This is a genomic window from uncultured Jatrophihabitans sp., from assembly GCF_964246335.1.
Lineage (GTDB): Bacteria > Actinomycetota > Actinomycetes > Mycobacteriales > Jatrophihabitantaceae > Jatrophihabitans.
Genome location: NZ_CAXTQF010000017.1, coordinates 20,194 through 46,746, shown reverse-complemented (window position 1 = coordinate 46,746; position 26,553 = coordinate 20,194). Strand labels below are relative to the sequence as shown.

The 26,553-nt window shown below is 71.8% G+C and carries 28 protein-coding genes; 5 read left to right on the top strand and 23 right to left on the bottom strand.

The features are described 5' to 3' along the window. Window positions 1-18: 18 nt before the first annotated feature. The 10 genes from ACFFCN_RS07450 to pyrR form a co-directional block, all read right to left on the bottom strand. Window positions 19-1,689, bottom strand: a complete 1,671-nt coding sequence (locus ACFFCN_RS07450) for an FAD-binding dehydrogenase (protein ID WP_375490512.1) — start codon at window positions 1,687-1,689, stop codon at window positions 19-21. A gap of 62 nt (window positions 1,690-1,751) precedes the next feature. After that, on the bottom strand, window positions 1,752-2,597 hold the full coding sequence (locus tag ACFFCN_RS07445) for a 2-oxoglutarate and iron-dependent oxygenase domain-containing protein (protein WP_375490511.1): 846 nt from the start codon (window positions 2,595-2,597) through the stop codon (window positions 1,752-1,754). Between the two features lie 198 nt (window positions 2,598-2,795). Next, a complete protein-coding gene (gene pyrF, locus ACFFCN_RS07440; protein ID WP_375490510.1) occupies window positions 2,796-3,626 on the bottom strand; it encodes an orotidine-5'-phosphate decarboxylase in 831 nt (276 codons plus the stop codon). Continuing rightward, window positions 3,623-4,591 carry a dihydroorotate dehydrogenase gene (locus tag ACFFCN_RS07435; protein ID WP_375490509.1) on the bottom strand — a complete coding sequence of 323 codons (969 nt, stop codon included), beginning with the start codon at window positions 4,589-4,591 and terminating at the stop codon, window positions 3,623-3,625. The genes pyrF and ACFFCN_RS07435 overlap by 4 nt, the downstream gene beginning before the upstream one ends. Window positions 4,592-4,602: 11 nt before the next feature. Next, a complete protein-coding gene (locus ACFFCN_RS07430; RefSeq protein WP_375490508.1) occupies window positions 4,603-5,466 on the bottom strand; it encodes a dihydroorotate dehydrogenase electron transfer subunit in 864 nt (287 codons plus the stop codon). Window positions 5,467-5,551: 85 nt separating this feature from the next. Then, window positions 5,552-8,851: a carbamoyl-phosphate synthase large subunit gene (carB, locus tag ACFFCN_RS07425; protein ID WP_375490507.1), complete on the bottom strand. Its 3,300-nt coding sequence runs from the start codon at window positions 8,849-8,851 to the stop codon at window positions 5,552-5,554. Window positions 8,852-8,915: 64 nt separating this feature from the next. Next, a complete protein-coding gene (gene carA, locus ACFFCN_RS07420) occupies window positions 8,916-10,028 on the bottom strand; it encodes a glutamine-hydrolyzing carbamoyl-phosphate synthase small subunit (RefSeq protein ID WP_375490506.1) in 1,113 nt (370 codons plus the stop codon). Beyond that, window positions 10,025-11,320, bottom strand: a complete 1,296-nt coding sequence (locus tag ACFFCN_RS07415) for a dihydroorotase (RefSeq protein ID WP_375490505.1) — start codon at window positions 11,318-11,320, stop codon at window positions 10,025-10,027. The genes carA and ACFFCN_RS07415 overlap by 4 nt, the downstream gene beginning before the upstream one ends. After that, window positions 11,317-12,261 (bottom strand): aspartate carbamoyltransferase catalytic subunit, encoded by a 945-nt coding sequence (locus ACFFCN_RS07410; RefSeq protein WP_375490504.1) that lies wholly within the window; start codon window positions 12,259-12,261, stop codon window positions 11,317-11,319. The genes ACFFCN_RS07415 and ACFFCN_RS07410 overlap by 4 nt, the downstream gene beginning before the upstream one ends. Next, the gene (pyrR, locus tag ACFFCN_RS07405; RefSeq protein WP_375490503.1) at window positions 12,261-12,860 is read right to left on the bottom strand and encodes a bifunctional pyr operon transcriptional regulator/uracil phosphoribosyltransferase PyrR; all 600 of its coding nucleotides are present in this window, start codon (window positions 12,858-12,860) and stop codon (window positions 12,261-12,263) included. Before pyrR ends, ACFFCN_RS07410 begins: the two co-directional genes overlap by 1 nt. Window positions 12,861-13,099: 239 nt before the next feature. On the opposite strand from pyrR, the gene ACFFCN_RS07400 reads away from it, so the two are divergent. Continuing rightward, entirely contained in the window at window positions 13,100-13,639 is a 540-nt protein-coding gene (locus ACFFCN_RS07400) for a transcriptional regulator (protein ID WP_375490502.1), read from the top strand. Window positions 13,640-13,644: 5 nt separating this feature from the next. Here ACFFCN_RS07400 and ACFFCN_RS07395 read toward each other — a convergent pair whose 3' ends face one another. The 3 genes from ACFFCN_RS07395 to efp are packed head-to-tail and all read right to left on the bottom strand — an operon-like array spanning window position 13,645 to window position 15,114. Next, window positions 13,645-14,118, bottom strand: coding sequence for an SRPBCC family protein (locus tag ACFFCN_RS07395; RefSeq protein WP_375490501.1), 474 nt, complete (start codon window positions 14,116-14,118; stop codon window positions 13,645-13,647). Further along, a complete protein-coding gene (gene nusB, locus ACFFCN_RS07390; protein WP_375490500.1) occupies window positions 14,118-14,540 on the bottom strand; it encodes a transcription antitermination factor NusB in 423 nt (140 codons plus the stop codon). Before nusB ends, ACFFCN_RS07395 begins: the two co-directional genes overlap by 1 nt. Window positions 14,541-14,550: 10 nt before the next feature. After that, window positions 14,551-15,114 carry an elongation factor P gene (gene efp, locus ACFFCN_RS07385; RefSeq protein ID WP_375490499.1) on the bottom strand — a complete coding sequence of 188 codons (564 nt, stop codon included), beginning with the start codon at window positions 15,112-15,114 and terminating at the stop codon, window positions 14,551-14,553. A gap of 34 nt (window positions 15,115-15,148) precedes the next feature. On the opposite strand from efp, the gene ACFFCN_RS07380 reads away from it, so the two are divergent. Beyond that, window positions 15,149-15,946: a crotonase/enoyl-CoA hydratase family protein gene (locus ACFFCN_RS07380; RefSeq protein ID WP_375490498.1), complete on the top strand. Its 798-nt coding sequence runs from the start codon at window positions 15,149-15,151 to the stop codon at window positions 15,944-15,946. Window positions 15,947-15,952: 6 nt separating this feature from the next. Here ACFFCN_RS07380 and ACFFCN_RS07375 read toward each other — a convergent pair whose 3' ends face one another. Genes ACFFCN_RS07375 through ACFFCN_RS07340 form a run of 8 tightly spaced genes read right to left on the bottom strand, consistent with a single transcriptional unit; the run spans window position 15,953 to window position 22,884 of the window. Beyond that, window positions 15,953-16,435: a hotdog fold domain-containing protein gene (locus ACFFCN_RS07375; RefSeq protein WP_375490497.1), complete on the bottom strand. Its 483-nt coding sequence runs from the start codon at window positions 16,433-16,435 to the stop codon at window positions 15,953-15,955. 21 nt (window positions 16,436-16,456) lie between these two features. Next, window positions 16,457-17,410, bottom strand: coding sequence for a hypothetical protein (locus ACFFCN_RS07370; RefSeq protein ID WP_375490496.1), 954 nt, complete (start codon window positions 17,408-17,410; stop codon window positions 16,457-16,459). Between the two features lie 42 nt (window positions 17,411-17,452). Beyond that, the gene (gene aroQ, locus ACFFCN_RS07365; protein WP_375490495.1) at window positions 17,453-17,899 is read right to left on the bottom strand and encodes a type II 3-dehydroquinate dehydratase; all 447 of its coding nucleotides are present in this window, start codon (window positions 17,897-17,899) and stop codon (window positions 17,453-17,455) included. Then, window positions 17,896-18,972 (bottom strand): 3-dehydroquinate synthase, encoded by a 1,077-nt coding sequence (aroB, locus tag ACFFCN_RS07360; RefSeq protein WP_375490494.1) that lies wholly within the window; start codon window positions 18,970-18,972, stop codon window positions 17,896-17,898. Before aroB ends, aroQ begins: the two co-directional genes overlap by 4 nt. 5 nt (window positions 18,973-18,977) lie before the next feature. Next, window positions 18,978-19,520 (bottom strand): shikimate kinase, encoded by a 543-nt coding sequence (locus ACFFCN_RS07355; protein WP_375490493.1) that lies wholly within the window; start codon window positions 19,518-19,520, stop codon window positions 18,978-18,980. Further along, complete coding sequence (gene aroC, locus ACFFCN_RS07350; RefSeq protein ID WP_375490492.1) at window positions 19,517-20,716, bottom strand: chorismate synthase; 1,200 nt, start codon at window positions 20,714-20,716, stop codon at window positions 19,517-19,519. The genes ACFFCN_RS07355 and aroC overlap by 4 nt, the downstream gene beginning before the upstream one ends. 52 nt (window positions 20,717-20,768) lie before the next feature. Next, the gene (locus ACFFCN_RS07345) at window positions 20,769-22,172 is read right to left on the bottom strand and encodes a glucose-6-phosphate dehydrogenase (NADP(+)) (protein WP_375490491.1); all 1,404 of its coding nucleotides are present in this window, start codon (window positions 22,170-22,172) and stop codon (window positions 20,769-20,771) included. 31 nt (window positions 22,173-22,203) lie between these two features. Then, window positions 22,204-22,884 (bottom strand): prepilin peptidase, encoded by a 681-nt coding sequence (locus tag ACFFCN_RS07340; RefSeq protein ID WP_375490490.1) that lies wholly within the window; start codon window positions 22,882-22,884, stop codon window positions 22,204-22,206. Between the two features lie 36 nt (window positions 22,885-22,920). Between ACFFCN_RS07340 and ACFFCN_RS07335 the strand changes: the two genes are divergently transcribed. Continuing rightward, window positions 22,921-23,487, top strand: coding sequence for a molybdenum cofactor guanylyltransferase (locus ACFFCN_RS07335; protein WP_375490489.1), 567 nt, complete (start codon window positions 22,921-22,923; stop codon window positions 23,485-23,487). Next, the gene (locus tag ACFFCN_RS07330; RefSeq protein ID WP_375490488.1) at window positions 23,484-23,786 is read left to right on the top strand and encodes a DUF6457 domain-containing protein; all 303 of its coding nucleotides are present in this window, start codon (window positions 23,484-23,486) and stop codon (window positions 23,784-23,786) included. Before ACFFCN_RS07335 ends, ACFFCN_RS07330 begins: the two co-directional genes overlap by 4 nt. Here the strand turns inward: ACFFCN_RS07330 and ACFFCN_RS07325 are convergent. Next, entirely contained in the window at window positions 23,775-24,569 is a 795-nt protein-coding gene (locus tag ACFFCN_RS07325; RefSeq protein WP_375490487.1) for a formate dehydrogenase accessory sulfurtransferase FdhD, read from the bottom strand. The genes ACFFCN_RS07330 and ACFFCN_RS07325 overlap by 12 nt on opposite strands. A 44-nt stretch (window positions 24,570-24,613) precedes the next feature. Here ACFFCN_RS07325 and ACFFCN_RS07320 point away from each other — a divergent pair, with 44 nt between their 5' ends. Next, a complete protein-coding gene (locus tag ACFFCN_RS07320) occupies window positions 24,614-25,582 on the top strand; it encodes an NADPH:quinone oxidoreductase family protein (protein WP_375490486.1) in 969 nt (322 codons plus the stop codon). A 141-nt stretch (window positions 25,583-25,723) separates the two neighbouring features. Here ACFFCN_RS07320 and ACFFCN_RS07315 read toward each other — a convergent pair whose 3' ends face one another. Beyond that, on the bottom strand, window positions 25,724-26,551 hold the full coding sequence (locus ACFFCN_RS07315) for a shikimate dehydrogenase (RefSeq protein ID WP_375490485.1): 828 nt from the start codon (window positions 26,549-26,551) through the stop codon (window positions 25,724-25,726). Window positions 26,552-26,553: the final 2 nt, after the last annotated feature.

Sequence of the window (26,553 nt, the reverse complement as noted above, 5' to 3'; positions counted from 1 at the left end):
ATCAACGGGAGGTGCGGGTCAGCGGGCCAGGGCTCGACCGGCGGCGCGACCGCTGAAGATGCAGCCGCCGAGGAACGTCCCCTCCAGCGCGTTGTATCCGTGCACGCCGCCGCCGCCGAAACCGGCGACCTCGCCTGCGGCGTACAGACCCGGGAACGGTGTGCCGTCCGGGCGGATCACCTGCGAGTCGAGGTTCGTCTCCAGACCGCCGAGGGTCTTGCGGGTGAGGATGTTCAACCGGACGGCGATCAACGGTCCGTGCTCGGGGTCGAGCAGCCGGTGCGGCTTGGCGACGCGGGTGAGCCGGTCGGAGATGGACTGCCGCGCGTTGGCGATCGCCATCAGCTGCACGTCCTTGGAGTACTTGCGGCCCATCTGGCTGTCCCGCGCGAGGACCTCGTGCTCCACCCGGTCGTAGTCGACGACGGCGCCGCCGCGGCCGATGGCGTTCATGCCGTCGACGAGCTCGCGCAGGTTGTCGGCGACGACGAAGTCGATGCCGTGCTCCTTGAACGCTTCGACCGGCGGCGGCGCGCCCTTGCTCGCCCGGCTCTTGAGCAGCAGCCGGATGTCCTTGCCGGTGACGTCCGGGTTCTGCTCGGACCCGGACAGCGCGAACTCCTTCTCGATGATCGTCTGGGTGAGGACGAACCACGAGTAGTCGTAGCCGGAGGACAGGATCTCGCGCAGCGTCGTCAGGGTGTCGAAGCCGGGGTAGCACGGCGCGGGCAGGCGGCGGCCCGTGGCGTCGAACCACATCGACGACGGGCCGGGGATGATGCGGATGGCGTGGTCGGGCCAGATCGGGTCCCAGTTGTGCAGGCCCTCGACGTAGTGCCACATGCGGTCGCGGTTGACGATGTTGCCGCCGGCGCCCTCCGTGATCTCCAGCATCCGGCCGTCGACGTGCGCCGGCACGCCGGTGATCATCGTCTCCGGCACCGGACCGAGCCGGTCGGTCGGCCAGTTCTTGCGCACGATCTCGTGGTTGCCGCCGATGCCGCCGGACGTGACGAGCACTGCCGGTGAGCGCAGCTCGAACTCCTCCACGACGGCGCGCGACGACGGCGCACCGCGCACGGCGTCGCTGGGTTCGAGGACGCTGCCGCGCACGCCGACCACCGCGGCGCCGTCGCTGGTGGCATCGATGATCAGCTCGTCGACCTGGTGCCGGAAGCGGAACTCGACGAGCCCGCGCCGCTGCGCCTCGAGCACCGGCTCGGCGAAGATGCGCACGACCTCGGGGCCGGTGCCCCACGTCAGGTGGAAGCGCGGCACCGAGTTGCCGTGGCCGGTGGCACGGCCGTCCCCGCGCTCGGCCCAGCCGACGGTCGGGGTGATGCGCAGGCCGAGCGCGTGCACGTAGTCGCGGAACTCCGTCGCGGCGAAGCGCACGAACGCCTCGGCCCACTGCCGCGGCCAGTGGTCCTCGCGCTCGCGGTCGAACTGCGCGGTGGACATCCAGTCCTGGCGGGCGAGGTCGTAGGAGTCCTTGATGCCCAGCCGGCGCTGCTCGGGACTGTCGACCATGAACAGGCCGCCGAGCGACCAGAAGGCCTGGCCGCCGAGATTGGCGCGGTTCTCCTGGTCCAGCACGAGGACGCGCCGACCGGCCCGCGTCAGCTCGTAGGTGGCGACCAGGCCGGCGAGGCCGGCGCCGACGACAATGACATCAGGCTCGGGCGACATGGCGTCACCTTAACGGCATCGGCGGCCTGACCCGGTATCGAGTCAGGCCGCCGGGAACCGTCTCAGAGCGCCTCGACCGGCGGCAGGCCGAACATCGACGGCGCGTTCTGCACGTGCTCGCGGATGTCCGCGCGCTCGCCGTCGCCGTTCTCGATCCAGCCGAACAGCGGCTCGTCGATCTCCGGGTTGACGAAGTACATGATCGACTGGCGGTCGTCCAGGCCGTGGTTGCGGACCTGGTGGTAGAGCGGCGCGATCTTCCCGCCGGACAGCGCGGTCAGCACCGAACCCGGCATGATCACGACCTCGTCCGCCGCGGGCAGCATCGGGCGGACCTCGCCTGACTCCTCGCCCTCGTGGTAGATCTCCAGCCCGGGCGCGGTGGCGTGCAGCACGGTGACCATGTGGCCGTCCTCGTGCTTGTCCTGGAGCAGGTCACGCTCGGCCGGTGCCGGCAGGCAGTAGTTGATCTGCAGGTAGGACGCCTTCTCGAACTCCGGGGCGGCCGCGGTGCCGAAGTTCTTCGCCACCTCGTCGAGGATCGCCTTGACGATCGGGGCGAGCGAATCACGCCAGTCGCGGAACGCGTCGGTCACGTCGGCGACGCCAGCCGCGTTCGGGATGAGATCGAGGCGGCTCGACCAGAGGGTGAAGCACTCGTTCATGTCCGGGCGCTCGGGCACCCGGGAGTACTCGATGCCGAACGGCCGGTAGCCGTAGTTGTGGTCCGCGCTGCCGTGCTGCTTCTTGTCCTCGAGCGGGCGCTGGAAGAACCGGACGGCGGTGGAGATGGCGTTGCGCAGGTTGCCGGCGTCGATGTCGCCGAGCTTCACGACTGCGTAGCCGCGGTCCAGGATGTCGCCGGCGGCCTTGGTGATGACCGGATCGTGCGCGAGAGTCTGCGTCACTGTCTGACCTTCCCTGTGGGGAACGATGGATGGAGGGTTCGCTTGCATGCGGGCCACAGCCCGGCGCGACCTTACCGACCGCGCGGCGGTTTTGACGCATCCGCCGGGCGCTTTTGTCAGGTTCCTGTGAGGCAATTTCACAGGTGACGGTAGCGTGCTGCGCGTGGGGCTGGTCGAGGCCGCCTGGCTCGACTGAGGTCAGGCGCGCAGGAAGTCGAACTCGTCGACGAGCCGCGCGACCGCGCCGCGCAGCGCAGCGAGGTCCGGGCCGTGCCGCAGCACCTCGCGCGACACGCTGGGGAGCACGTGGCGCAGTGCGTCGCCGAACACGGCTCGCACCGAGTCGGCCGTACCGCCCTGGGCGCCCACCCCCGGCGCCAGGATCGGCCCGCCGAGACCGCTGAAGTCGACGACGCCGGCCTCGATCGTCGCGCCGGCGACGACGCCGAGCGACCCGAGCTCTGCGGCCCCGGCGTTGTGGGCTGCGACCTCGTCGACCACGACCTGCGCGACGAGCCGGCCGGTCGAGTCCCGCGCGTGCTGCACCTGCGGACCCTCCGGGTTGGACGTCGCGGCGAGCACGAACGCTCCCGCGTCGTGCCGCTCGACGAGATCGAACACCGGGGTGAGGGCGCCGACGCCGAGGTACGGGCTCACGGTCAACGCATCCGCGGCGAGCGGTGACGCCGGGTCGAGGTAGGCCTGCGCGTAGGCGGCCATCGTCGAACCGATGTCGCCACGCTTCACGTCGAGCAGGACGAGCGCACCCGCGTCCCGGCAGGCAGCGACCGTGCGCTCGAGCACCGCGACGCCGGCCGAGCCGTGCACCTCGAAGAACGCCGACTGGGGCTTGACGACCGCGGCGGAACTGGCGAACGCCCGCACGCAGAGGTCGGCGAAGCGGGCGAGCCCGTCGACGTCGTTCGGCAGCTCCCACGCGTCGAGCAGGCCGGCGTGCGGGTCGATGCCGACGCACAACGAGCCCCGCTCGTCCAGTGCCGTGTCGAGCCGCGCACCGAACGCGGTCACGAGGCGGCGGCCTCGGCGGCGGCCGGCTCGAGCCGCAGGGCGCGCGCCGGACCGTCGAGGTGCGCGATACCGACGGCGTCGGCGAGCGATGCGAAGCCCCGCTCGGCCAGCGCGGCGGTCAGTTCGTCGAGCACACGCACCGGCGCGGTGGGGTCGCCGAACACCGCGGTGCCGACCGAGACGGCGGCTGCGCCGGCGAGCACGAACTGCAGCGCGTCCAGCCCGCTGCGGATGCCGCCCATGCCGATGATCGGCAGGTGCGGCAGCGCACGGTGCACCTGCCAGACGCAGCGCACCGCCACCGGGCGGATCGCCGGGCCGGACAGGCCACCGGTGACGCCGCCGAGCGCGGGCGCGAGCGTGTCGGTGTCGATCACCATGCCGAGCAGCGTGTTGATCAGCGAGAAGCCGTCGGCGCCGGCGTCGGCGCAGGCGCGCGCGATGAGCACGATGTCGGTGACGTCCGGCGTCAGCTTGGCGAAAACCGGTTGTGCCGGATCGGCGGCGCGGCGCACCCCGCCGATGACGCGCGACGACGCGATCGCGTCGCAGGCGAACACCTGCCCGCGCGACTCGACGTTCGGGCAGGAGATGTTGACCTCGAGCGCCGCGACGGCAGGGTGGCCGGCGAGCATGCGCGCGACCTCGGCGAAGTCGTCGGTGTGGCTGCCGGCGATCGACACGACGGTGCGCGCGTCGTGCGCGACGAGCCAGGCGAGGTCGTTGGCGATGAACGACTCTATGCCCGGGCCCTGCAGCCCGATGGAGTTCAGCATGCCGCTGGGCGTCTCGGCCATGCGTGGCGTCGGCCGCCCGGACCGCGGCTCGCGCATGATCGACTTGGTGACCACCGCACCGAGCTGCGCGACGTCGAAGAACTGGTGCAGCTCGCGGCCCGCCGCGGCGCAGCCGGACGCGGTCAGCACCGGGTTGGGCAGCGTCAGCGAGCCCAGCCGCGCTGTCATGTCCACCGTCACTACCCCCCCATCCCGGCGGCGCCGACGAGGTCCGGCGGCAGCGAGCCGACGTCGTTCCACCGCACGTCGTGCGCGTCGAACACCGGTCCCTCGACGCACGAGCGCACGAAACGCGACCTGCCGTCGCTGCCGCGCACCGGCAGCACGCAGGTCATGCACACTCCGATGCCGCAGGCCATCGACTCCTCCACGGCGACCTGCGCACGGATCGCCTTGCGCCGGGCCACCTCGCCGACGGCGCGCAGCATCGGCATCGGCCCGCACGCGTACACGACCTCGGCGTTGTTCCGTTCGATGACAGCAGGCAGGACGTCGGTGACCATCCCGCGCTCGCCGGCCGAGCCGTCGTCGGTCGTCACCGTCACCTGGCCGACCAGCCGCTTGGCGGTCAGCTCGCCGTAGAGCCGGGACACGGTGGCGGCGCCCAGCACGAACTCGACCGGCGAGCCGGCGGCGAGCAGGGCCTGCGCGAGCGGGATGAGCGGGGCGGTGCCGTAGCCGCCGCCGACGAGCACCGCGGGCGAGGCGTTGTTCGGCAGTGGGAACGGGTTGCCCAGCGGGCCGACGAGGTCGAGCCGCTCCCCCGCCTTGCGCTGTACGAGCCACCGGGTGCCCGGGCCGTGCTCGGCGACGACGAACTGCACGGTGCCCGCGTACGCGCCCGACGGGGTGGCCCCACATAACGCGAACGCGCGGCGCAGGCCCATGGCGGTGTTCTCGCCGCCGACCGCGACCGCGACGAAGTGCCCCGGCCGGAACCCCGCGGCGATGCCCGGCGCGACGACGGTGAACTCGACGTAGTCGCCCACCCGCTTGGTCGCGAAGATCTCCGCGTCCGTTATCTGCACGGGTCCACCGCTCACCGCACACCTCCCGTTACTGCATTGAGTGGCCACTTCGGGGCTGAGCGGTCACGTGTAACTGACCACTCAGCCCACAACTGACCACTCAACGTGGGGCCCCCGCGCGCCACTGGGCGAGTTGGGCATGCAGGTCCTGCAGCGAGCGGACGCCGACCTCGCCGCGGGAGATCTCCTCGATGCCCTGCACCGCCGCTGCAGCCGCCTGCACGGTGGTCAGGCACGGGATCGCGGCGGTAACCGCGGCAGTGCGGATCTCGTAGCCGTCCACGCGCGGGCCGCCGGAACCCCACGGCGTGTTCAGCACGAGATCGACCTGGCCGGCCAGGATCTTCTCGACGATGTTGCCCGGGCCGTCGCTGAACTTGCCGACGACCTCGACGTCGACACCGTTGCGGCGCAGCACCTGCGCGGTGCCGGCCGTGGCGAGCACCCGGAAGCCGAGGTCGTGCAGCCGCTTGACCGGGAAGATCGCCGCACGCTTGTCGCGGTTGGCGATGCTGACGAACACCGTGCCCTTGACCGGCAGCGACCCGTAGGACGCCGACTGCGACTTCGCGAAGGCGGTGCCGAAGGTGGCGTCGAAGCCCATGACCTCGCCGGTCGACTTCATCTCCGGCCCGAGGATCGAGTCGACCTGGTCACCGGCCGGTGTGCGGAACCGGTTGAACGGCAGCACGGCCTCCTTGACCGCGATCGGTGCGTCGTCGGGCAGGTTGCCGCCATCGCCGGTGCGTGGCAGGACGCCGTCGGCGCGCAGCTGCTCGATGGTCGCGCCGGCCGCGATCAACGCGGCCGCCTTGGCCAGCGGCACGCTCGTCGCCTTCGACACGAACGGCACGGTGCGGCTGGCGCGCGGATTGGCCTCCAGCACATAGAGGACATCGCCGCGCAGCGCGTACTGCACGTTCAACAACCCGCGCACACCGACGCCCCGCGCCAGCGCCATCGTCGACGCACGCACCGCGGCGATGTCGCCCGCGCCGAGGGTGATCGGCGGCAGCGCGCACGCGGAGTCGCCGGAGTGGATCCCGGCCTCCTCGATGTGCTCCATCACGCCGCCGAGGTAGAGCTGCTCGCCGTCGTAGAGCGCGTCGACGTCGATCTCCACGGCGTCGTCCAGGAAGCGGTCGACCAGCACCGGGTGGTCCGGCGTGATCTCGGTGGCCCGGTTGATGTAGTCGGCCAGGTGCTGCTCGTCGTAGACGATCTCCATCCCGCGCCCGCCGAGCACGTAGGACGGGCGCACCAGCACGGGATAGCCGATGCCGTCGGCCACCGCCTTCGCCTGCTCGAACGACGTCGCGGTGCCGTGCTTCGGCGCCGGCAGCCCGGCTTCCTCCAGCACCCGGCCGAACGCGCCGCGGTGCTCGGCGAGGTCGATCGCCTCCGGCTGGGTGCCGAGCACCGGCACGCCCGCGTCCTTGAGTCGCTGCGCGAGCCCGAGCGGTGTCTGCCCGCCGAGCGTGCAGATGACGCCCGCGAGATCGCCCGATGCCTGCTCGGCGTGCACGACCTCGAGCACGTCCTCGAAAGTGAGCGGCTCGAAGTACAGCCGGTCCGCGGTGTCGTAGTCGGTAGACACCGTCTCCGGGTTACAGTTGATCATGACGGTCTCGTAGCCGGCCGTGCGCAGCGCCATCACCGCGTGCACGCACGAGTAGTCGAACTCGATGCCCTGCCCGATGCGGTTCGGCCCGCTGCCGAGGATGATCACCTTCTGCCGGCCGGTCCGGTCGACCTCGGACTCCTCGTCGTACGCGGAGTAGAAGTACGGCGTCGTCGCCGCGAACTCGGCGGCGCAGGTGTCGACGGTCTTGAACACCGGCCGGATGCCCAGCCGGTGGCGCAGCGACCGCACGCCGTCCTCGCCCGCGAGCTCGGGACGCAGCGCAGCGATCTGCCGGTCCGAGATGCCGTGCCGCTTGGCGGTGCGCAGCAACGCCTCGGTGAGCGTCGGCGCATCGCGTACCTGCGTGCCGATCTCGACCACGAGCGCGATCTGGTCGACGAACCACGTGTCGATACCGGTGGCGTCGTGCACCTGCTCGACGCTCGCCCCGGCCCGCAGCGCGCGCTCGACCCAGTACAGCCGGCCGTCGGTCGGCACACCGGCGCGCTCGAGCAGTTCCTCGATCGGTAGCTCCTGCTCCGGAACCGTCCAGAACCCGGCGGCCTTCGTCTCCATCGAGCGCAGCGCCTTGCCCAGCGCCTCGGTGAAGTTGCGGCCGATCGCCATCGCCTCGCCGACGCTCTTCATGTGCGTGGTCAGCACGGGGTCCGCACCGGGGAACTTCTCGAACGCGAAGCGCGGCACCTTGACCACCACGTAGTCGAGCGTCGGCTCGAAGGCCGCCGGCGTCTTCAACGTGATGTCGTTGGGGATCTCGTCGAGGGTGTAGCCGACTGCAAGCTTCGCGGCGATCTTGGCGATCGGGAAGCCGGTCGCCTTCGAGGCGAGCGCGGACGAGCGCGACACCCGTGGGTTCATCTCGATGACGATCATGTTGCCGGTGGCGGGGTCGATCGCGAACTGGATGTTGCACCCGCCGGTGTCGACGCCGACCTCGCGCAGCACGGCGATGCCGACGTCGCGCATGTGCTGGTACTCGCGGTCGGTCAGTGTCATCGACGGCGCCACGGTGATCGAGTCGCCGGTGTGCACGCCCATCGGGTCCAGGTTCTCGATCGAGCAGACCACCACGACGTTGTCGTGCTTGTCGCGCATCAGCTCGAGCTCGAACTCCTTCCAGCCGCGCACCGACTGCTCGACCAGCACCTCGTGCACCGGGCTCACCGACAGCCCGTAGGCGACCATCCGGCGGACCTGCTCGGCGTCGTTGGCGAGCCCGGAGCCGAGGCCGCCCATGGTGAACGACGGGCGCACCACGATCCGGTAGCCGACCGTCTGCGCGAACTCGACGGCCTCGTCCAGCGTCTTGCACACCAGTGACGACGGCGTCCGGCCGCCGGCCCGCGCGACGATCTCCTTGAAGCGTTGGCGGTCCTCGCCACGCTGGATGGCCTCGATGTCCGCGCCGATCAGCTCGACGTCGTAGCGCTCGAGCACGCCGGTGTCGTGCAGCGCGACGGCCAGGTTGAGCGCGGTCTGCCCACCGAGCGTCGGCAGCAGCGCGTCCGGGCGCTCCTTGGCGATGACGCGTTCGACAAACTCCGGTGTCAGCGGCTCGACGTAGGTGGCGTCGGCGAACTCGGGGTCGGTCATGATCGTCGCCGGGTTGGAGTTGATGAGGCTGACGCGGTAGCCCTCGCTGCGCAGCACCCGGCAGGCCTGGGTGCCCGAGTAGTCGAACTCGCAGGCCTGGCCGATGATGATCGGCCCCGAGCCGATCACGAGGATGTGGCTGATGTCCGTCCGCTTGGGCACTACTTCGTCCCCTCCAATGACATTTCTCGGCTCCGCGCTCGCTCGCTGCCGCTCGCTGCGATGCTCACTCGCTGTCGCCTTCGAGCAGCTCGACGAAGCGGTCGAACAGGTACGCGGCGTCGTGCGGGCCGGCCGCGGCCTCCGGGTGGTACTGCACGCTGAACGCGCGCACGTCACGCGCGACGAGCCCCTCGACGACGTCGTCGTTGAGGCAGACGTGCGACACCTCGACGGCACCGAAGTCGGTGTCGACGGCCCGGTCGAGCGGCGCGTCGACCGCGAAACCGTGGTTGTGGGCGGTGATCTCGACCTTGCCGGTGCGGCGGTCCTGCACGGGCTGGTTGATGCCGCGGTGCCCGTAGCCGAGCTTGTAGGTGCCGAAGCCGAGCGCCCGGCCCAGGATCTGGTTGCCGAAGCAGATGCCGAACACCGGTACCTCGCGGCGCAGCAGCTCACGGACGGTGGCCACTGCGTCGTCGGCCGCCGCGGGGTCACCGGGCCCGTTGGCGAGGAACACCGCGTCGGCTCCGGTGGCCACGACGTCGTCGGCGCTCGAGGTGGACGGCAGCACGTGCGAGGTGATGCCCCGCTCCGCCATCCGGTGCGGGGTCATGGCCTTGATGCCGAAGTCCAGGGCCGCGACGCTGAACCGGGTGTCACCGATCGCGTCGACCCGGTAGGCCTCGGGGGTGGTCACCTGCGCGGAGAGGTCGGCGCCCGTCATCGGCGGGGAGTCCAACACCTTGCGCAGCAAGGCTTCCGGATCCGTGGTCGTGGTCGAGACGCCGCAGCGCATCGCGCCCCGCTCGCGGAGATGTCGGGTCAGGGCGCGGGTGTCGACGCCGCTGATGCCCACCACGCCCTGCGCGGCGAGGTCGTCGTCCAGCGACCGCTGCGAGCGCCAGTTGGACGGCCGCCGCGCCGGGTCGCGCACGACGTAGCCCGCGACCCAGATGCGGCGCGACTCGACGTCGTCGTCGTTGACGCCGGTGTTGCCGATGTGCGGCGCGGTCTGCACGACGACCTGCCGGTGGTACGACGGGTCGGTCAGCGTCTCCTGGTAGCCGGTCATGCCGGTGTTGAACACGGCCTCACCGAACGTCTCGCCGACCGCGCCATACGCGGTGCCGGTGAAGGTCCGGCCGTCCTCGAGCACCAGGATGGCGCTGCCGCTCATGCATTCACTCCTGTCATGATCTTGCCGCCGCGCACCGTCAACCGCCCGCGCAGCACCGTCGCCACGACCTGCGCCGGCAGTGACCGGCCGGCGAAGGGCGTGTTGCGCGCCCGCGACGCCAGCCTCGCCGGGTCCACCGTCCACGCACCCGCAGGGTCGATCAGCGTCAGGTTCGCCGGCAGGCCCGCGACCAGCGCGCCGCCGTGCCCGGCCACCCGGCCGATCTGCGCCGGCCGCACCGCCATCCGATCGGCCACACCGGCCCAGTCGAGCAGCCCGGTGCCGACCATCGTCTCGGCGACGACGCCCAACGCGGTCTGCAGACCCAGCATGCCGAATGCGGCGTCGGCGAACGCGTGGTCCTTGTCGTGCGCGGCGTGCGGCGCATGGTCGGTGGCGACGGCATCGATCGTGCCGTCGGCCAGGCCGGCGCGCAGGGCTTGGACGTCCTCGCTCGGGCGCAGCGGCGGGTTGACCTTGAACGCCGGGTCGTAACCGCGCAGCAGGTCGCAGGTGAGCAGCAGGTGGTGCGGCGTCACCTCGGCGGTGACGGCGATGCCGCGCTGCTTGGCCCACCGCAGCACCTCGACCGTGCCCGCCGTGGACACGTGACATACGTGCAGCCGCGATCCGGTGTGCTCGGCGAGCATGACGTCACGCGCCACGATCGACTCCTCGGCGACCGCGGGCCAACCCGGCAGGCCGAGCTCGCCGGACAGCACGCCCTCGTGCGCGCAGGCCGCGTGGTCGGCCAGCCGCGGATCCTGCGCGTGTTGCGCGATCACCGCGTCGAAGGGCTTGACGTACTCGAGCGCGCGGCGCATCAGCCGCGCGTCGTGCACGCACCGGCCGTCGTCGCTGAACACGCGCACCGCCGCGGCCGAGCGGGCCATCGAGGCGAGCTCGGCGAGCGTCTCCCCCGCCAGCCGGTGCGAGACCGCGCCGACCGGGCGCACGTCGACGAGCCCGATGTCCACGCCGCGTCGCCACACCTGCTCGACGATCTCGGCGTTGTCGGCAACCGGGTCGGTGTTGGCCATCGCGTGTACGGCGGTGAAGCCGCCCAGCGCGGCCGCGGCGGAGCCGGACGCGATCGTCTCGGTGTCCTCACGGCCCGGCTCACGCAGGTGCGTGTGCAGGTCGACGAGTCCGGGCAGCAGCACCAACCCGTCCGCGTCCATCACGTCGTCGCCGGCCAGGCGCGGACCGACCTCGGCGATCGACTCGCCGTCGATCAGGACGTCGGTCGGCTCGCCGCCGAGCGGTGCGACACCACGCAGGACCACACTCATTCGGCGACCGCCTCGGGCCCGCCGGACAGCAGCCGGTAGAGCACCGCCATCCGCACCGCCACGCCGGCCTGCACCTGGTCGAGCACCAGCGAGCGGCCGAGATCGTCGGCGGCCACCGAGGAGATCTCCAGGCCGCGGTTCATCGGCCCCGGGTGCAGGATCGGCACGTCGTCGCCCAGCAGGTCGACCCGTTCGGGCGAGAGCCCGTAGCCGGCCGCGTACTCGCGCTCGCTCGGGAAGTAGCCACCCGACATCCGCTCGCGCTGCACGCGCAGCATCATCACCGCGTCCACGTCACCGTGCGCCTTGCCGGACAGCACCGCGTCGAGGTCCCAGGACGTGTCGCACGGCCACGCGTGCACGCCGGACGGCATCAGTGTCGGCGGCGCCACGATGGTGACGCGCGCGCCGAGCGTGCGCAGCAGCAGCACGTTCGAGCGGGCAACCCGGCTGTGCGTGATGTCGCCGACGATCACGACGTGCCGGTCGGCGAGATCGCCGAGCCGCGCGCGCAGCGCGTACGCGTCGAGCAGCGCCTGCGTCGGGTGCTCGTGCGTGCCGTCACCGGCGTTGACGATCGCGCAGTCGACCCAGCCGGCGATGCGGGCCACCGCGCCGGACGCGTTGTGCCGCACGACCAGCGCGTCCACGCCCATCGCCGCGACGGTGAGCACGGTGTCGCGCAGGCTCTCACCCTTGCTGACGCTCGAACCCTTGGCGCTGACGTTGATCACGTCTGCCGACAGCCACTTGCCGGCGATCTCGAACGACGAGCGGGTTCGCGTCGAGTCCTCGAAGAACAGGTTGACGATGGTGCGCCCGCGCAGCGGCGGCAGCTTCTTGACCTCGCGGGTCTGCACGTCGTGCATGCGCTGCGCGGTGTCCAGGATCGCCAGCGCGGCGTCGCGGTCCAGGTCGGCGGCGGACAGCAGATTGCGCATCAGGCCTCCTGACGGGCGACGGGCTCGTCGTCGATGTCGCCGACATCGCCGTCGTCGACGAGCACCGCGTCGGTGCCGTCGATCTCGCTCATCAGCACCCGGACGCGCTGCTCGCGCGACGTGGGCAGGTTCTTGCCGACGTAGTCGGCGCGGATCGGCAGCTCGCGGTGGCCGCGGTCGACGAGCGTCGCGAGCTGCACGACGCGTGGCCGCCCGAGCTCGGTGAGCGCGTCCAGGGCCGCGCGGGCGGAGCGGCCGGAGCACAGGACGTCGTCGACGAGCACGACGGTGCGGCCGTCGACGCCGCCGGCGGGCTCGCAGGTCTGCGCGAGCGGACGGACGCCGCGCATCCGCAGGTCGTCGCGGTAGAGCGTGATGTCGAGTGAGCCCACCGGCAGCGCCACACCGGCGAAGCGCTCGATGCGCTCGGCGAGGCGGTGCGCGAGCGGGACGCCGCGGGTCGGGATGCCCAGCAGCACGGCGTCGAAGTCGCCCCGCGCGATGTTCTCGATGATCTGGTGGGCGATGCGATCGGTGATGCGGGCGACGTCGTCGCCGCGCAGGACGGTGCTCGCGGGCACGCCTGTACGACCGGACACAGAGCCTCCTTGTCCGCCTCACGGGACGGTCCATTAAAGGAGTGATTTGTTCGCAGACTAACAGGAGTTGCGGCGCCGGTTCGGCGCACCGCGAAGCGTGTCGACGCGTGCGGCGGCACGGCCCACAGCCCGGGCTGCGGTCTTTGACACGCCTTGTCGCCGAAGTTACGGTCTCCTGAGCTTCGGCTCGGACTTTTGTCCGACCACGGGGACCCGAGGCTGCTCACGACAGGGACGACATGACTGAGAAAGCGTTCGGCGACGACACCGTTGCCAACGACCGATACGCCAAGGCGCTGGGCGCTCGGCTGCGGGCGGTGCGGATGCAGCAGCACCTGTCGCTGCACGGCGTCGAGCGCAAGTCCGGTGGCCGCTGGAAGGCCGTCGTCGTCGGCTCCTATGAGCGCGGTGACCGCGCCGTGTCGGTGCAGCGCCTGTCCGAGCTCGCCGAGTTCTACGGCGTCCCCGTCGGCGACCTGCTGCCGCCGGAGGAGACACCGACGCCGGTCGATCGCGGTGGCGCACCGCTCTCGCGCATCGTGCTCAACCTCGACCGCGTGACCGACCTCAGCGAGGGCGAGTCCAGCATCCTGCGGCGCTTCGCGAACTCCATCCAGCGCCAACGCGGTGACGTCGGCACCCGCACCCTGTCGGTGCGTTACGAAGACTTGCGCACGCTCGCGCTAATGTACGACACGTCGATCGAGAACCTCACCGAACGGCTGGTGCGCTGGCAGGTGCTCGCGCCGGAGTCGGTCATCATCGACGGCGAGCCGTAGGCCGGCTAGGACTCGCGGCCCCCGGTGACGATGCGGCCGATACGCCGCAGCGTCTCGAGCATGTCGGCGCCGGGATCGCCGGCCAGCGGTCGGACGAGCGCCCGCTTGCGCTCCGGGCGCAGGTCCCAGGTGCCCATGACGCGGGTGCCCGACCCGTCCGGGGTCAGTTCGTAACGCCAGATGCGGCCGCCGATGAGCCACGACAGCGGCCGGGTCAGCGGCCGGGTCTGCCACGCGATGACGCGATCGGGTTGGAGTTCAACCACGGTGTTGCGGGTGCTGTAGGAGTAACCGTGCTTCATGTGCATGTCGAACACCGAGCCGGCCCGCAGCGGGGCCGTGGATGCCTGGACACCACGCACGGTGCCCGACCCGTCGATCTCCGGATGCCGGTCCGGATCGCTCAGCAGCGCGAAGATCTCGGCCGGCGGCGCGTCGATGGTCAGCTCGGCGTGCTTGAGGTACTTGTCGTCGTTCATCAGGCCTCCAGGCCGGTTTCGGTCACGGGTCGGTCGTGCGCCACCCGGCCGAGGACGCCGTTGACGAACTTCGGGCTGTCGTCGGTCGACAGCGTCTTCGCGAGCTCGACCGCCTCGTCGATCGCGACGGCGTCGGGTACGTCCGCACGCCACAGCACCTCGTACACGCCGACCCGCAGCACCGCGCGGTCGACATCCGGCATCCGGGCGAGCGCCCATCCCTCGGCGTAGTCGTCGAGGATGGTGTCGATGCGGGTCAGGTGGTCGGCCACGCCCTCGACGAGCTCGATCGTGTAGTCGTTGACCGGCGGTTCGGCCAGCGCGACCCGCTCGGCCAGCGCGGTCACCGGGGCGACGTCACGCACCTCGGACTCGTAGAGCACGTCCACGGCACGCTTGCGCGCCTTGCTGCGGGCAGCCACCAGGCGCCGGTCAGCTGTTGATGCGGCCGAGGTAACGGCCGTCGCGAGTGTCGACCTTGACCTTCTCGCCGGTGCTGACGAACAGCGGCACCTGGATCTCCGCGCCGGTCTCGACCGTCGCCGGCTTCGTGCCACCGGTGGCGCGGTCGCCCTGCAGCCCCGGGTCGGTGTGGCTGATGATCAGCTCGACGCTGGTGGGCAGCTCGAGGTAGAGCGGCGTGCCGTCATGCACCGCGACCGCGACCTCGGCGTTGTCGAGCAGGTAGTTCGCATTCGTCCCGACCGTCTCCGCGGGCACCGGCACCTGGTCGTAGGTGTCGGAGTCCATGAAGACGTAGTCGGTGCCCTCCTTGTAGAGGTAGGTCATCGCGCGCTTGTCGACGTTCGCCGTCTCGACTTTCGTGCCGGCGTTGAACGTGCGGTCGACGACCTTGCCGGACATGACGTTCTTCAAGGTGGTGCGCACGAAGGCGCCGCCCTTGCCCGGCTTGACGTGCTGGAACTCGACGACGGTCCACAACTGGCCGTCGATGTTGAGGACCATGCCGTTCTTGAGGTCGTTGGTAGATGCCACGACGGTGGAGTCTAGCCACCGTAGGGTGGGGCCGATGAGCGACCGCGTGACGCTGGAGATCGACGCGGGGGTTGCCCGCGTACGCCTCGACCGGCCGGAGAAGTACAACGGCCTCGACCTACCGATGCTGCACGCCCTGGTCGACACCGCTGCCATGATCGCCGCGGACCGTCAGATCCGCGCCGTGATCATCAGCGGCAACGGCAACGCGTTCTGCGCAGGTCTCGACTTCGCCTCGGTGGGCAGGTCTGCGGCCGCGTTCACCCGTGCCGCGCTGAAATTGCCCGGTTCGACGAACCTGTTCCAGCGCGCCTGCTGGGCGTGGCGCGAGCTGCCGGTCCCGGTGATCGCGGTGCTGCACGGCCACTGCTACGGCGGCGGAATGCAGCTGGCGTTGGCCGCCGACTTCCGCTTCGCGACGCCCGACTGCGAGCTGTCGATCATGGAGGGCAAGTGGGGGCTGATCCCCGACATGACGGGATCGGTGACGCTGCGAGAGCTCGTGCCGATGGACGTCGCCAAGCGGTTGACCATGACGGCCGAGGTTTTCGACGGCACGAGGGCCGCCGAGTACGGGCTGGTCACCGGCGTCGCCGACGACCCGATGAAAGAGGCCGACGCGCTGGCCGGCGAGCTGTTGACCCGCTCGCCGGACGCCCTCGCGCTGACCAAGCGGCTGTTCCACTCGACCTGGCACCGCTCGCCCGGCCGGGCGTTCTGGATCGAGACGGTGCTGCAGGCCCGGCTGATGCGCGGCGGCAACCACCGCATCGCGCGTACCGCGAACCTGAAGCGGCAGACTCCGCAGTTCGGCCCGCGCCGGGTGCGCTGAGCGCAGTCAGGCGTCGGCGGGCTGGGCGCTGGGCCGCTCGCTGACGTGCAACGTGATGATGCCGCGCACCGTGACGGTGCCGTCCGTACGCGTGGACTGCACCCGCACCGCGACCTCACCCGGACCGGTCCAGTCGGCCGGATCCGTGTCGGCGGTCGCGGTCATCGTGGAGTCGGACATGGCGAGGTACTCCAGCTGCATGCCCTTCGGGATCCACCGCAGGTGCGCCGGGATGCTCGCCTCCGCCAGTGCGCCCATCGCCATCTCCATGCCGTTGGCGATCGCGATGACGTGCACTGTGCCGATGTGGTTGTGCACGCCCCACCACTTGCGCACCCGCACCTCGGCGTGGTTCGGCCGCATCTCGACCAGCGACGGCGCGATGGTCAGGAAGTACGGCGCCTTGAGCGCGAAGACCAGCGAGAACGCGCCGCGGCCGAGCACCGGGATCCGCGCGGCGCGGTGGTAGAGGTCGAGCGCGTTCGTCATGGCGGCAGGGTATGCCGCCGGTCAGGATCGGCTGTCGACGACGTCCTCAGCGGTGACACCCGGCAGGTGGACGCCGTCGACCGGATCGACACGGTCGAGCGCGGAAGACGGCGGATAGACGGCCGTCGAACCGCGGTCCAGTTCGTGATCGCGGCGCAGCCAGGAGCCCAGCGTCAGGGCCGACATGGTGCTGGTGGTCGCCACCCCCACCCAGGCGGACAGCACGATCAGCAGCCCGACGTCGCCGTACGCGCGGTGCGCCGACACGAGCTGACCGGAGATCAGGAAGCGGGCCAGCACCAGCACGACCGTGAGAGCCACCAGGAAGAAGCCGACCGACGGCCAGAGCCGATGCCAGCCCACCCGCCGCGCCAGCAGCAGTCGCTGCGTCCACCAGCCGAAGACCGCGACGAGCACGATCTGGGCGATGAAGCCGAGCACCACGATCAAGGTCCGCGCATGATGCATCTGGTGGCTGCCCCGGCCGATCACCACGGTGGCCGTGATCAGCAGCGGCAACATCACCGCCCACAGGCTCTGGCGCAGCACGCTCGGCAGCGCCGGTGATCGCGGCAGCCGCCAGATCATCTCGAGGCCACGCTGCAGGCTCGCCGCGACGCCCACGCCGAACGCGACGGCGATCAGCAGATTCGTCCACAGCGCGGTGAGGCTGACGTGTGACGAGCCGGCGAACGACGCAGTGACGACGTGCTGGGCCCGGGGCGTGAGCTGCAGGACGTGCGTCAGCACTTCCGCGATGGACACGCCGGTCGCCCGCTGGCTGACCGCGGCGAGCGCGACGGCGAGCGGAGCCGTACAGAGCAGCTGCTGCGCGGAGACGGCCAACAGGTGCACGCCGAGGTCGTCCTCGCGGGCCTGGCGCAGCAGCTGCACGGCACGGTTGCCGAGGAGCCGGCCGACGAGTCGATTGCCGCGTACCCGCTCCTCGAAACGGTGCGCGCTTACCGGGCGCATGGTTCGAATGTAGAACGCCCGCGCGAACTGCGGCGGCAGAAATCAGCCCTGGTGTGCCGAGAGCCACGAGAGCGCGAGCACGTAACCCTCCACACCGAGGCCGGCGATCACCCCGGTGGCCCGGGGAGAGACGTAGCTGGTGTGCCGGTACGGCTCGCGCGCGTGGACGTTGCTGATGTGCACCTCGAGCAGCGGCGCGGTGAGCAGCGCGCACGCATCGCCCAACGCGACGGACGTGTGCGTCAGCCCGGCGGCGTTGAGCACGACCGGCACCCCCGCATCGGCGGCCTCGTGCAACCAGCCCAGCAGCTCCCCCTCGTGGTCGGTCTGCCGGACCTCGACGTCGAGACCGAGCTGCTCGCCGCCGGAGCGGCACAGCGCCACGAGCTCCTCGTACGTCGCGGTGCCGTAGACCTGCGGTTCCCGGGTACCCAGCCGGCCGAGGTTGGGGCCGTTGAGCACGAGCACGCGGCGCGCGGGTGCGGTCACGAGGAGACCTCCGAGTAGGCGTCGACCAGCAGGGCGGGGTCGGGCTCGTCGACGGCCACCGGCCGGGCCAGCCCGTCGAGCACGATGAACCGCAGCCGGTTGCCGCGCGCCTTCTTGTCGACCCGCATGGTGTCGAGCAGCGCCGGGTACGCGTCGGCGGCGTACCGCGTCGGCAGGCCGAGTGCGTCGAGCAGCTCGCGGTGCCGGCGGCGCGTCGGGTCGTCGAGGCGGCCCAGCCGGGCGCCGAGAGCCGCCGCGAAGACGAGCCCGACGGAGACGGCTTCGCCGTGCCGCCAGCGGTAGTGCTCGGCGCGCTCGATGGCGTGCCCGAGCGTGTGCCCGTAGTTGAGGATCTCGCGCAACCCCTGCTCGGTGAGGTCCGCGCCCACGACGTCGGCCTTGACGCGCACACTGCGCTCGACCAGCTCACGCTCGACGGGGTTGCCGGGCACGCTCGCGGCCGCCGGGTCGCGCTCGACGAGGTCGAGGATCTGCGGGTCGGCGATGAATCCGCATTTGACGACCTCGGCCAACCCGGCGACGTAGTCCTCGCGGGGCAGCGTCTCGAGCGTCGCGAGATCGCACACCACCGCCGCGGGCGGGTGGAACGCCCCGACGAGATTTTTACCCCGTGCGGTGTTGATCGCGGTCTTGCCGCCGACCGCGGCGTCCACCATGCCGGCGAGGGTCGTGGCCAGATGCACCACACGCACGCCACGCAGCCAGGCCGCGGCCACCCACCCGGCGAGGTCCGTGGTGGCTCCGCCGCCGAGCCCGACGACCGCGTCCGAGCGGGTGAAGCCCAGCTCGCCGAGTGCGTCCCAGCAGCGTCCGGCGACGTCGAGGCGCTTGGCGGCCTCGCCGTCCGGGACCTCGAGCAGCGAGGTCCGCAGCCCGGCGCGGTCGAGCTCGGTGCGCACCGCGGTGGCGGCGGCGAGCAGCGTCGGCGGGTGGATCACCGCCACCCGGGCGGCGCCGGCCAGCATCGGCGCCAGCGCGGGCAGCAGTCCGTGGCCGACGAGCACCGGGTACGGGGTCGCCCCGGCGACGTCGATGCGGGTGACGTCCGACATGGCTGTCATTTCTTCGCCGCGGAGGTCGCGGCGCGGTCGCGCTCGTGCAGCCGCGCGGCGATCGTCGCGGCGACCTGGCCCGGCGATCGGCCGTCGGTGTCGACGGTCAGGGTCGCGAGCTCGGCGTACAGCGGGCCGCGTTCGGCAGCCAACGCCGCCAGTCGTTCGGCCGGCGCGGCGGCGAGCAGCGGGCGGGTGCGGGCGTCGCCGATGCGCCTGCCCAACGTCGCGAGTTCGGCCTGCAGGCGGATCACCGGCACGTGCGCGGCGCGCAGAGCGGTGCAGGTCCGCTCGCTGCCGAGCGCGCCGCCACCGAGGGCGAGCACGCCGGCGAAGCGGTCCAGCGCTGCGACGACGGCCTCGGTCTCGGCGAGCCGGAACGCGGCCTCGCCGTCGTGCGCGAACAGCTCACGCACGGTGCGCCCGGTGGCCGCCTCGACGGCGTCGTCGGAGTCGAGGAAGGCCACCGACATGATCTTCGCCAGCCGACGGCCGGTAGTGCTTTTCCCGACGCCGGGCAGCCCGATCAGCACGGCGAGCGGACTCATTCCGCGGTGACCTCGAGGCCGCGTTCGGCGAGACGCTTGCGGTAGGCGTCGAGGTTGCGCCGGGTTTCGCGCAGCGAGTCGCCGCCGAACTTGTCCAGCGTCGCCTCGGCGAGCACCAGCGCGACCATGGCCTCGGCCACCACGCCGGCGGCCGGCACGGCGCAGACGTCCGAACGCTGGTTGATCGCGACCGCGGACTCACCGGTGTCGGTGTCGATGGTCTGCAGCGCGCGCGGAATGGTCGAGATCGGCTTCATGGCGGCGCGCACCCGCAGCGCCGCACCGGTGCTCATCCCGCCTTCGGTGCCCCCTGAGCGGCCCGACGTGCGCCGCACCCGGCCGTCGGCGCCGACGATCTCGTCATGCGCCTGGGAGCCGCGACTGCGCGCCAGGGCAAAGCCGTCGCCGAGTTCCACGCCCTTGATCGCCTGGATGCCCATCAGCGCCGCGGCGAGGCGTGAGTCGAGGCGGCGGTCGCCGTGCGTGTGGCTGCCGAGGCCCGGCGGCAACCCGTAGGCCAGCACCTCGACGACACCGCCCAGGGTGTCGCCGGCACGGCGCGTCTCGTCGATCTCGGCGATCATCGCGGCGCCGGCGTCGGCGTCGAAGCACCGCACGTCCGAGGCGTCGACGCGCGGCCCGTCGCCCGGTCCGGGCACGGCGTCCGGCGGCGCGGCGACGGTGCCGATGGACACCACGTGGCTGACGAGGTCGATGTCGGCGAGCTGGTGCAGGAAGGCGCGCGCGATGGCGCCGATCGCCACCCGCGCGGCCGTCTCCCGCGCGCTCGCACGCTCGAGGATGGGCCGGGCGTCGGCGACGTCGAACTTCTGCATGCCGGTGAGGTCGGCGTGCCCCGGCCGCGGCCGGGTGAGCGGCGCATTGCGGGCCTGCTCGGCCAGCACATCGGCGTCGACCGGGTCCGCGGACATGACGGTCTGCCACTTCGGCCATTCCGTGTTGCCGACGCGCACCGCGATCGGGCCGCCCATCGTGACGCCGTGGCGCACGCCGCCGGTGAACTCGACCTCGTCCTGCTCGAACTTCATCCGCGCGCCGCGGCCGTAGCCGAGGCGGCGCCGGGCGAGTGCTGCGGCGACGTCGGCCGTCGTGATCTCGACACCCGCGGGCAGGCCGTCGAGCACGGCGACGAGCGCAGGGCCGTGCGACTCCCCCGCGGTGATCCAGCGCAACACACCGCACAGTCTCCCAGACGCGCGGCGCTGCGGGCCGTGCGCGCGCCGGGCGCTACTGGCCCAGCAGCCAGCCGTCCGGCTCGGCGAGGTCCCGGGCCGCGTGCGGGCCCCACGAGCCCTGGGGGTACTGCTGCGGCGTCGGCGGGTTGTCCAGCAGCGGGCCCGCGGCTTCCCATACCGCGGCCAGGCCGTCCGGCCGGGTGAACAGCGAGCGGTCGCCGACGAGCACGTCGTGGATCAGCCGCACGTACGGCGGCAGCGGGTCGGCGCCGTTCAGCGTGTCCAGCCGCAGGCCGATGTCCGCAACGTCGAGGTTGAGCGCGGGGCCGGGCCGCTTCGCCACCAGCTCGAGGTTGAGCGCGCCGTTGCCGGACAGGTCGAAGGACAGCACGTTGCCGTCCTTCGGCAACTCGTCGAACACCTCCGGCTCGCGCAGGATCAGGCTCACCCGCTGCTCGCTGGCCGCCAGCCGCTTGCCGGTGCGCAGCAGGAACGGGACGTCGCGCCAGCGGTCGTTGTCGATGAACATCCGGGCGGCGACGTAGGTGTCGGTGCGCGAGTCCTTCTCGATGTTCGGGACGTCGGTGTAGCCGTCGAACTGGCCGAGCACGACGTCCTTCGGGTCGAGCGGCCGGAAGCAGCCGATGACCTCCTCGCGGGCGGCCTGCAGGTCCTTCGCGGACAGGCTCTTCGGCGGCTCCATGGCGATCTCCGCCGCGATCTGGAACAGGTGCGTGACGAGCATGTCGAGCACCGCGCCGGTCTCGTCGTAGAACTCCGCGCGATCGGTGATGCCGAGCTTCTCCGGCACGTCGATCTGCACGGCCCGGATGTACTCGCCGCACCATGCGGCGTTGAACAGCCCGTTGGCGAACCGCAGCACGTGCAGGTTCTGCGTCGCCTCCTTGCCGAGGAAGTGGTCGATGCGGAACACCTGATCTTCTGCGAGGGTCTTGTGCACCATCTCGTCGAGCTCGCGGAAACCCTCCGGCGAGGTGCCGAAAGGCTTCTCGTAGACGACGCGCGACCCCGTGGCGAGATCGTGCTCGCCGAGGCCCTCGGTGATCCGCTCGAACGCCGACGGCGGGACGGCGAGATAGTGCACGAGCTGCGCGTCCTTGCCGACCTTCTTGCGCGCCTCGTCCAGGACGTCGAGCAGGCTGCCCGGATCGTCCTTCGCGAACCCGCCGCCGGCGAAGCGCAACCGTTCGCTGAACTCGTCCCACGGACCCTCGTCCGGTTTCGGGCCGAACTCGGAGAGCACGTCGTGCACGTGCTTGCGGAAGTCGAGGTGCGAGACGTCGCCGCGGCCGTTGCCGACGAGCAGCCAGTCGGACGGCAGCAGGCCTTCGATGGCCAGCTTGTAGAACGCCGGCAGCACCATGCGCTTGGCGAGGTCGCCGGTGGCGCCGTAGAGGACGAAGACGGTGGGGCCCGGACGGGCGGCGTCGGTCATGGTTCGACGATAGGGCCTGCCGCGCTGCGGTTCAGAACGCGGTCGACGGCACCAGCCGGAAGGCCAGCACCACCAGCGCACCGATGATCATCATCGGACCGAACGGGATGGCTGATTTCATCGAGGCGCGGCGGGTCATCAGCAATGCGACGGCGACCACCGCACCGAGCAGGAAGCCGGCGAAGATCCCGTAGTAGACGTAGCCCCAGCCGAACCAGCCGAGATAACCGCCCAGCACGCCGCCGAGGCGCACGTCGCCGGAGCCGAACGATCTCGGCGCGAGGAGCTGGAACACGAACAGCACGGCGTACACCGCGGCGCCGCCCTCGACGGCGCGCAACAGGTTGTGCCAGTCACCGCGCACGAGCGCCGCGAGCACCAGCAGCACGGCGCCGGCCGCGGCAAGCGGATAGACGAGCCGGTTGGGCAGCCGGTGGTCGGTGTAGTCGATGACGACCAGTGGGGTGGCCAGCAGGCTCAACGCGAGGAACGCCGGCAGCAGTGCGCTCCAGCCCGCCGCCGCGCCGCCCAGCGCGCCCAGCACCGCGCCCAGGACGGCCGTGACGGCGGTCCGCGTCGTCGATGCCGGCCGCCCGCGCCACCAGTCGCGCATCTCGCGGTCCGGGACGCTGTGCGTCAGCCGCGCGAGGTAGGGCCCCGGCAGGGCACAGACAACCGCGCCCACCACTGCACCCACCGCCGTCGCCGACACGGGGCGAGAGCCTACGGGCGTCGTTACCGTGGACGCGTGTACGACGCGATCGTGCTCGCCGGCGGGGCGGGGCGCCGGCTCGGCGGCACCGACAAACCGGCGCTCGACGTCGGCGGCGCGAGTCTGCTGGCCCGCGTGCTCGACGCCGCGGCGGGTGCCACCCGTATCGTGGTCGTCGGGCCGCAGCGCGAGATCGCCGGGCGCGCCGTGCAGTGGTGCCAGGAGCAGCCGCCCGGCGGCGGCCCGGTGGCCGCGCTCGCCACCGCCGCGCCGCACATCAGCGCGGACACCGTGCTCGTGCTCGCCGCGGACCTGCCGTGGATCGCCGGTGCCGTTCCCGCCCTGCTGGGCGCGGTGCCCGACTCCGGCGCGGCGCTGCTCGTCGACGCCGACGGCCGGGTCAACAACCTCGCCGGTGCGTGGCGGCGGGCGGCGCTGCTCGACGCGCTGGCCGGGCTCGGCGAGACCCGCGACGCGTCGATGCGTGCACTGTTGCGTGACGTGCCGCAGGTGCTGGTGCGCGACGTCGAGGGGCACGGCGCCGACTGCGACACGTGGACCGACGTCGAGGCCGCGCGCCGGGCGAGCACACTTCGACCATGAGCTCACCCCACGAGAACGCTCCGCTCGACGTCCCCGCGGGGGCTCCGAAAAATACTCTCGACGACTGGATCGACTCGTTGGCGGCCCGGCTCGGCGTCGATGCCGACGTCGTCGACCGCACGCTGCTGCTCGACGTCGCGCGCGACGCCGCGCACAACGTGGCGCGACCCGCGGCACCGCTGACCACGTTCCTGGTCGGCTACGCCGCGGCGTCGCACGGCGGCGGTGCGCAGGCAGTGGCCGACGCGAGCGCTGCGGCCAGCGCACTGGCCGCCGAGCACCAGCCCTCAGACGACTGAATCCTCGCCCGCGTAGAGGTTGCACCGGCCGTTGCGCACCATGCCGGCCAGCAGCAGGCCGTGCTCGCGGGCGAGGTCGACGGCGAGGCTGGACGGCGCGGACACCGCGACGATGCCGGCCACCCCGGCCGCGACGGCCTTCTGCACGATCTCGAAGGACACCCGCCCGCTGACGACGAGCAGCTGGTCGGTGGCGGGCAACCGGCCGACGAACAGCGCCGCGCCGACGACCTTGTCGACGGCGTTGTGCCGGCCAACGTCCTCACGCACGTCGGCCAGGGTGCCGTCGGGTGCAGCCAGCGCCGCGGCGTGCACGGCGCCGGTGCGCTCGAAGGTGCGCTGCCGCTTGCGCATGGTGTCGGGCAGTCGCACGAGCACGTCGCGCCGCGCACGCCACCCGTCGGTGTGCGGAGCGCTGGTGGCCAGCGGGTGCAGGTCCAGCACGTCGGCGCTGCACACGCCGCAGGCGGCACTCGTGACGAACGCGCGCGCCCGCGGGGGGCGCACACCGGCACGCAGGGTCATGTGCACGCGGTCGGTGTCGTCCTCGCGGCAAGCCCGCAGTGTTGCGACGTCCTCCGCCCGGCGGACCCCGGACTCGACGACCAGCCAGCCCGCGGCGAGCTCGAGATCGTGCCCGGGCGTGCGCATCAGGGTGGCGATGACGTCACCGTCGGCCGCGAGCACGAGCGGGGATTCGACGGCCAGGTCGTCCGGCGTGCGGGCCGGCTCGCCGTCGACGGGCAGCCGGACGATCGCGCGCCGTGTCGTGCTGACCGCCATGGCGTCGACGATACGTCGGGAACCCGCTCGCTAGGGTCGGGCGCATGCGAGCGATCCGGGTGACGGCGTTGGACGGACCACGAGCGGTGCAGGCACTGGAGGTCGACGACCCCGCGCCCGACGACGAGCAGGTGCTCATCGAGGTACACGCCGCGGGCGTCACGTTCCCCGACGTCCTGCTGACCCAGGGCCGTTACCAACTCAAGCCGGAACCGCCGTTCACGCTGGGCGGCGAGGTCGCGGGCGTCGTGCGGTCGGCCCCGGACGGTGCCGCGGTGTCCGTGGGTGACCGCGTCTGCGCGCTGACCATGTTCGGCGGCTTCGCCGATCTCGCGCTCGCGCCGGCGCACATGGTGTTCCCGATCCCGGACGACGTCTCGTTCGCCACCGCCGCGGCGCTGCCGATCAATTACCTCACGGTCCACTTCGCGCTGACCCACCGGGTGCAGCTGACCGAGGGAGACGTCGTGCTCGTGCACGGCGCGGCCGGTGGCGTGGGCACGGCGGCGATCCAGTTCGCCCGCGCCCACGGGGCCACGGTGATCGCGGTCGCGTCCACCGACGCGAAGGCCGAGCTGGCCCGCAAGGCCGGCGCGCAGCACACCGTCGGGGTCGACGGGTTCCGCGACGCCGTCGACGAGCTGACGAGCGGGCACGGCGCGGACATCGTCATCGACCCGGTCGGCGGCGACCGCTTCACCGACTCCCTGCGCAGCCTGGCCACCGACGGTCGGCTGCTCGTGCTGGGCTTCGTCGGCGGCGAGATCCCCACCGTCAAGGTCAACCGGCTGCTGCTGAACAACACGTCGCTCATCGGTGTGGTGTGGGGCCAGTACGCGCTCGCCCGGCCGGACTACCTGCAGCAGCAGTGGCGCGAGCTGTCGCCGCTGGTCGCCTCCGGCGCTCTTGCCCCGCCGATCGGGCACGAGTTCGCGCTGGCCGATGCCGGCGAGGCCGTTGCCCTGATGGACGAGCGCGGCGCCGTCGGCAAGGTCGTGCTCACCCTCCGCTGACGGCGCTCCGGTGTCTCGCCGCCTCGACACACCTTCGGTGATCAACAGCAGCTTCTGGTCGCCCTAGCGACCAGAAGCTGCTGTTGATCACCGTTGTACTTGGGTCCGGGCTGCGGGCAGCAGTGCCCGCTGGGGTTACGGTCAGGCGCCGCAGTCGGGCTCGGCCGCGAGCAGGGCCGCACGCATCGCGTCGACGGGCGCCGGACAACCGGTCATCAGCCGCACCTGCTCGGCTGCCTGGTGCAGCAGCATCGTCGCGCCGCCGCGCACCTGCGCGCCCGCGGCGGCCGCCGCGCCAGCCAGCGGTGTCGGCCAGCCCGCGTAGATGACGTCGAGCAGCGTCTGCCGCGGCGCCCAGCGGCGCGGTGCGAACGGATCCGCAGCGCCGGCGGGCAGCGTCGACACCACGAGGTCGGCACCCAATGCGTCGGCGTCGACGTCCAGGAGCGCCACCGTCACGTCGACATCGCAGCGCGTGGCCGTGGCGCGTACCTCGGCCGTGCGCGCCCGGTCGCGCACCAAAACCGTGCAGCGCGTGACGCCGAGGTGCGGCAGCGCGGCGAGCACTGCCTGCGCCGTGCCACCGGCACCGAGCACCGTCGCCGTCCGCGGTGACGCAGGCAGATCGGCGAGCGTCGCGGTGATGCCCGCGACATCGGTGTTGTCGGCGAGCCACCCGCCGGCTGCGGGCAGCAGGGTGTTCGCCGCACCGACCGTGCGGGCCAGTGCACTGACGTCGTCAGCAACGTCGAGCAGCGCGCGTTTGACCGGCATGGTCGCCGAGAAGCCCAGCCAGTCGGCGCGCGCGGCCAGCACCTCGGGCAGCTCGGCCACACCGCAGTCCAAGGCGGTGTAGTCGACGTCCAGACCGAGCGCCGAATACGCGGCGCGGTGCAGCACCGGCGACAGCGAGTGCGTGATGGGCCGGCCGAGGACGCCGGCATGCCGACGCGCGGTGGATGCCGCCACGG

Bases quoted from the DNA above. Each gene is read 5' to 3' on its own strand.
- ACFFCN_RS07435 (WP_375490509.1), bottom strand. From the start codon at position 4,591: ATGACAGCGCGGCTGGGCTCGCTGACGCTGCCCAACCCGGTGCTGACC.
- ACFFCN_RS07320 (WP_375490486.1), top strand. From the start codon at position 24,614: ATGCGAGCGATCCGGGTGACGGCGTTGGACGGACCACGAGCGGTGCAG.
- ACFFCN_RS07370 (WP_375490496.1), bottom strand. From the start codon at position 17,410: ATGCGCCCGGTAAGCGCGCACCGTTTCGAGGAGCGGGTACGCGGCAAT.
- ACFFCN_RS07355 (WP_375490493.1), bottom strand. From the start codon at position 19,520: ATGAGTCCGCTCGCCGTGCTGATCGGGCTGCCCGGCGTCGGGAAAAGC.
- ACFFCN_RS07380 (WP_375490498.1), top strand. From the start codon at position 15,149: ATGAGCGACCGCGTGACGCTGGAGATCGACGCGGGGGTTGCCCGCGTA.
- ACFFCN_RS07395 (WP_375490501.1), bottom strand. From the start codon at position 14,118: ATGAACGACGACAAGTACCTCAAGCACGCCGAGCTGACCATCGACGCG.
- carA (WP_375490506.1), bottom strand. From the start codon at position 10,028: ATGAGCGGCAGCGCCATCCTGGTGCTCGAGGACGGCCGGACCTTCACC.
- ACFFCN_RS07325 (WP_375490487.1), bottom strand. From the start codon at position 24,569: ATGGCGGTCAGCACGACACGGCGCGCGATCGTCCGGCTGCCCGTCGAC.
- ACFFCN_RS07410 (WP_375490504.1), bottom strand. From the start codon at position 12,261: ATGCGCAATCTGCTGTCCGCCGCCGACCTGGACCGCGACGCCGCGCTG.
- ACFFCN_RS07345 (WP_375490491.1), bottom strand. From the start codon at position 22,172: ATGACCGACGCCGCCCGTCCGGGCCCCACCGTCTTCGTCCTCTACGGC.
- ACFFCN_RS07375 (WP_375490497.1), bottom strand. From the start codon at position 16,435: ATGACGAACGCGCTCGACCTCTACCACCGCGCCGCGCGGATCCCGGTG.
- ACFFCN_RS07450 (WP_375490512.1), bottom strand. From the start codon at position 1,689: ATGTCGCCCGAGCCTGATGTCATTGTCGTCGGCGCCGGCCTCGCCGGC.
- ACFFCN_RS07400 (WP_375490502.1), top strand. From the start codon at position 13,100: ATGACTGAGAAAGCGTTCGGCGACGACACCGTTGCCAACGACCGATAC.
- ACFFCN_RS07330 (WP_375490488.1), top strand. From the start codon at position 23,484: ATGAGCTCACCCCACGAGAACGCTCCGCTCGACGTCCCCGCGGGGGCT.
- aroB (WP_375490494.1), bottom strand. From the start codon at position 18,972: ATGTCGGACGTCACCCGCATCGACGTCGCCGGGGCGACCCCGTACCCG.
- ACFFCN_RS07415 (WP_375490505.1), bottom strand. From the start codon at position 11,320: ATGAGTGTGGTCCTGCGTGGTGTCGCACCGCTCGGCGGCGAGCCGACC.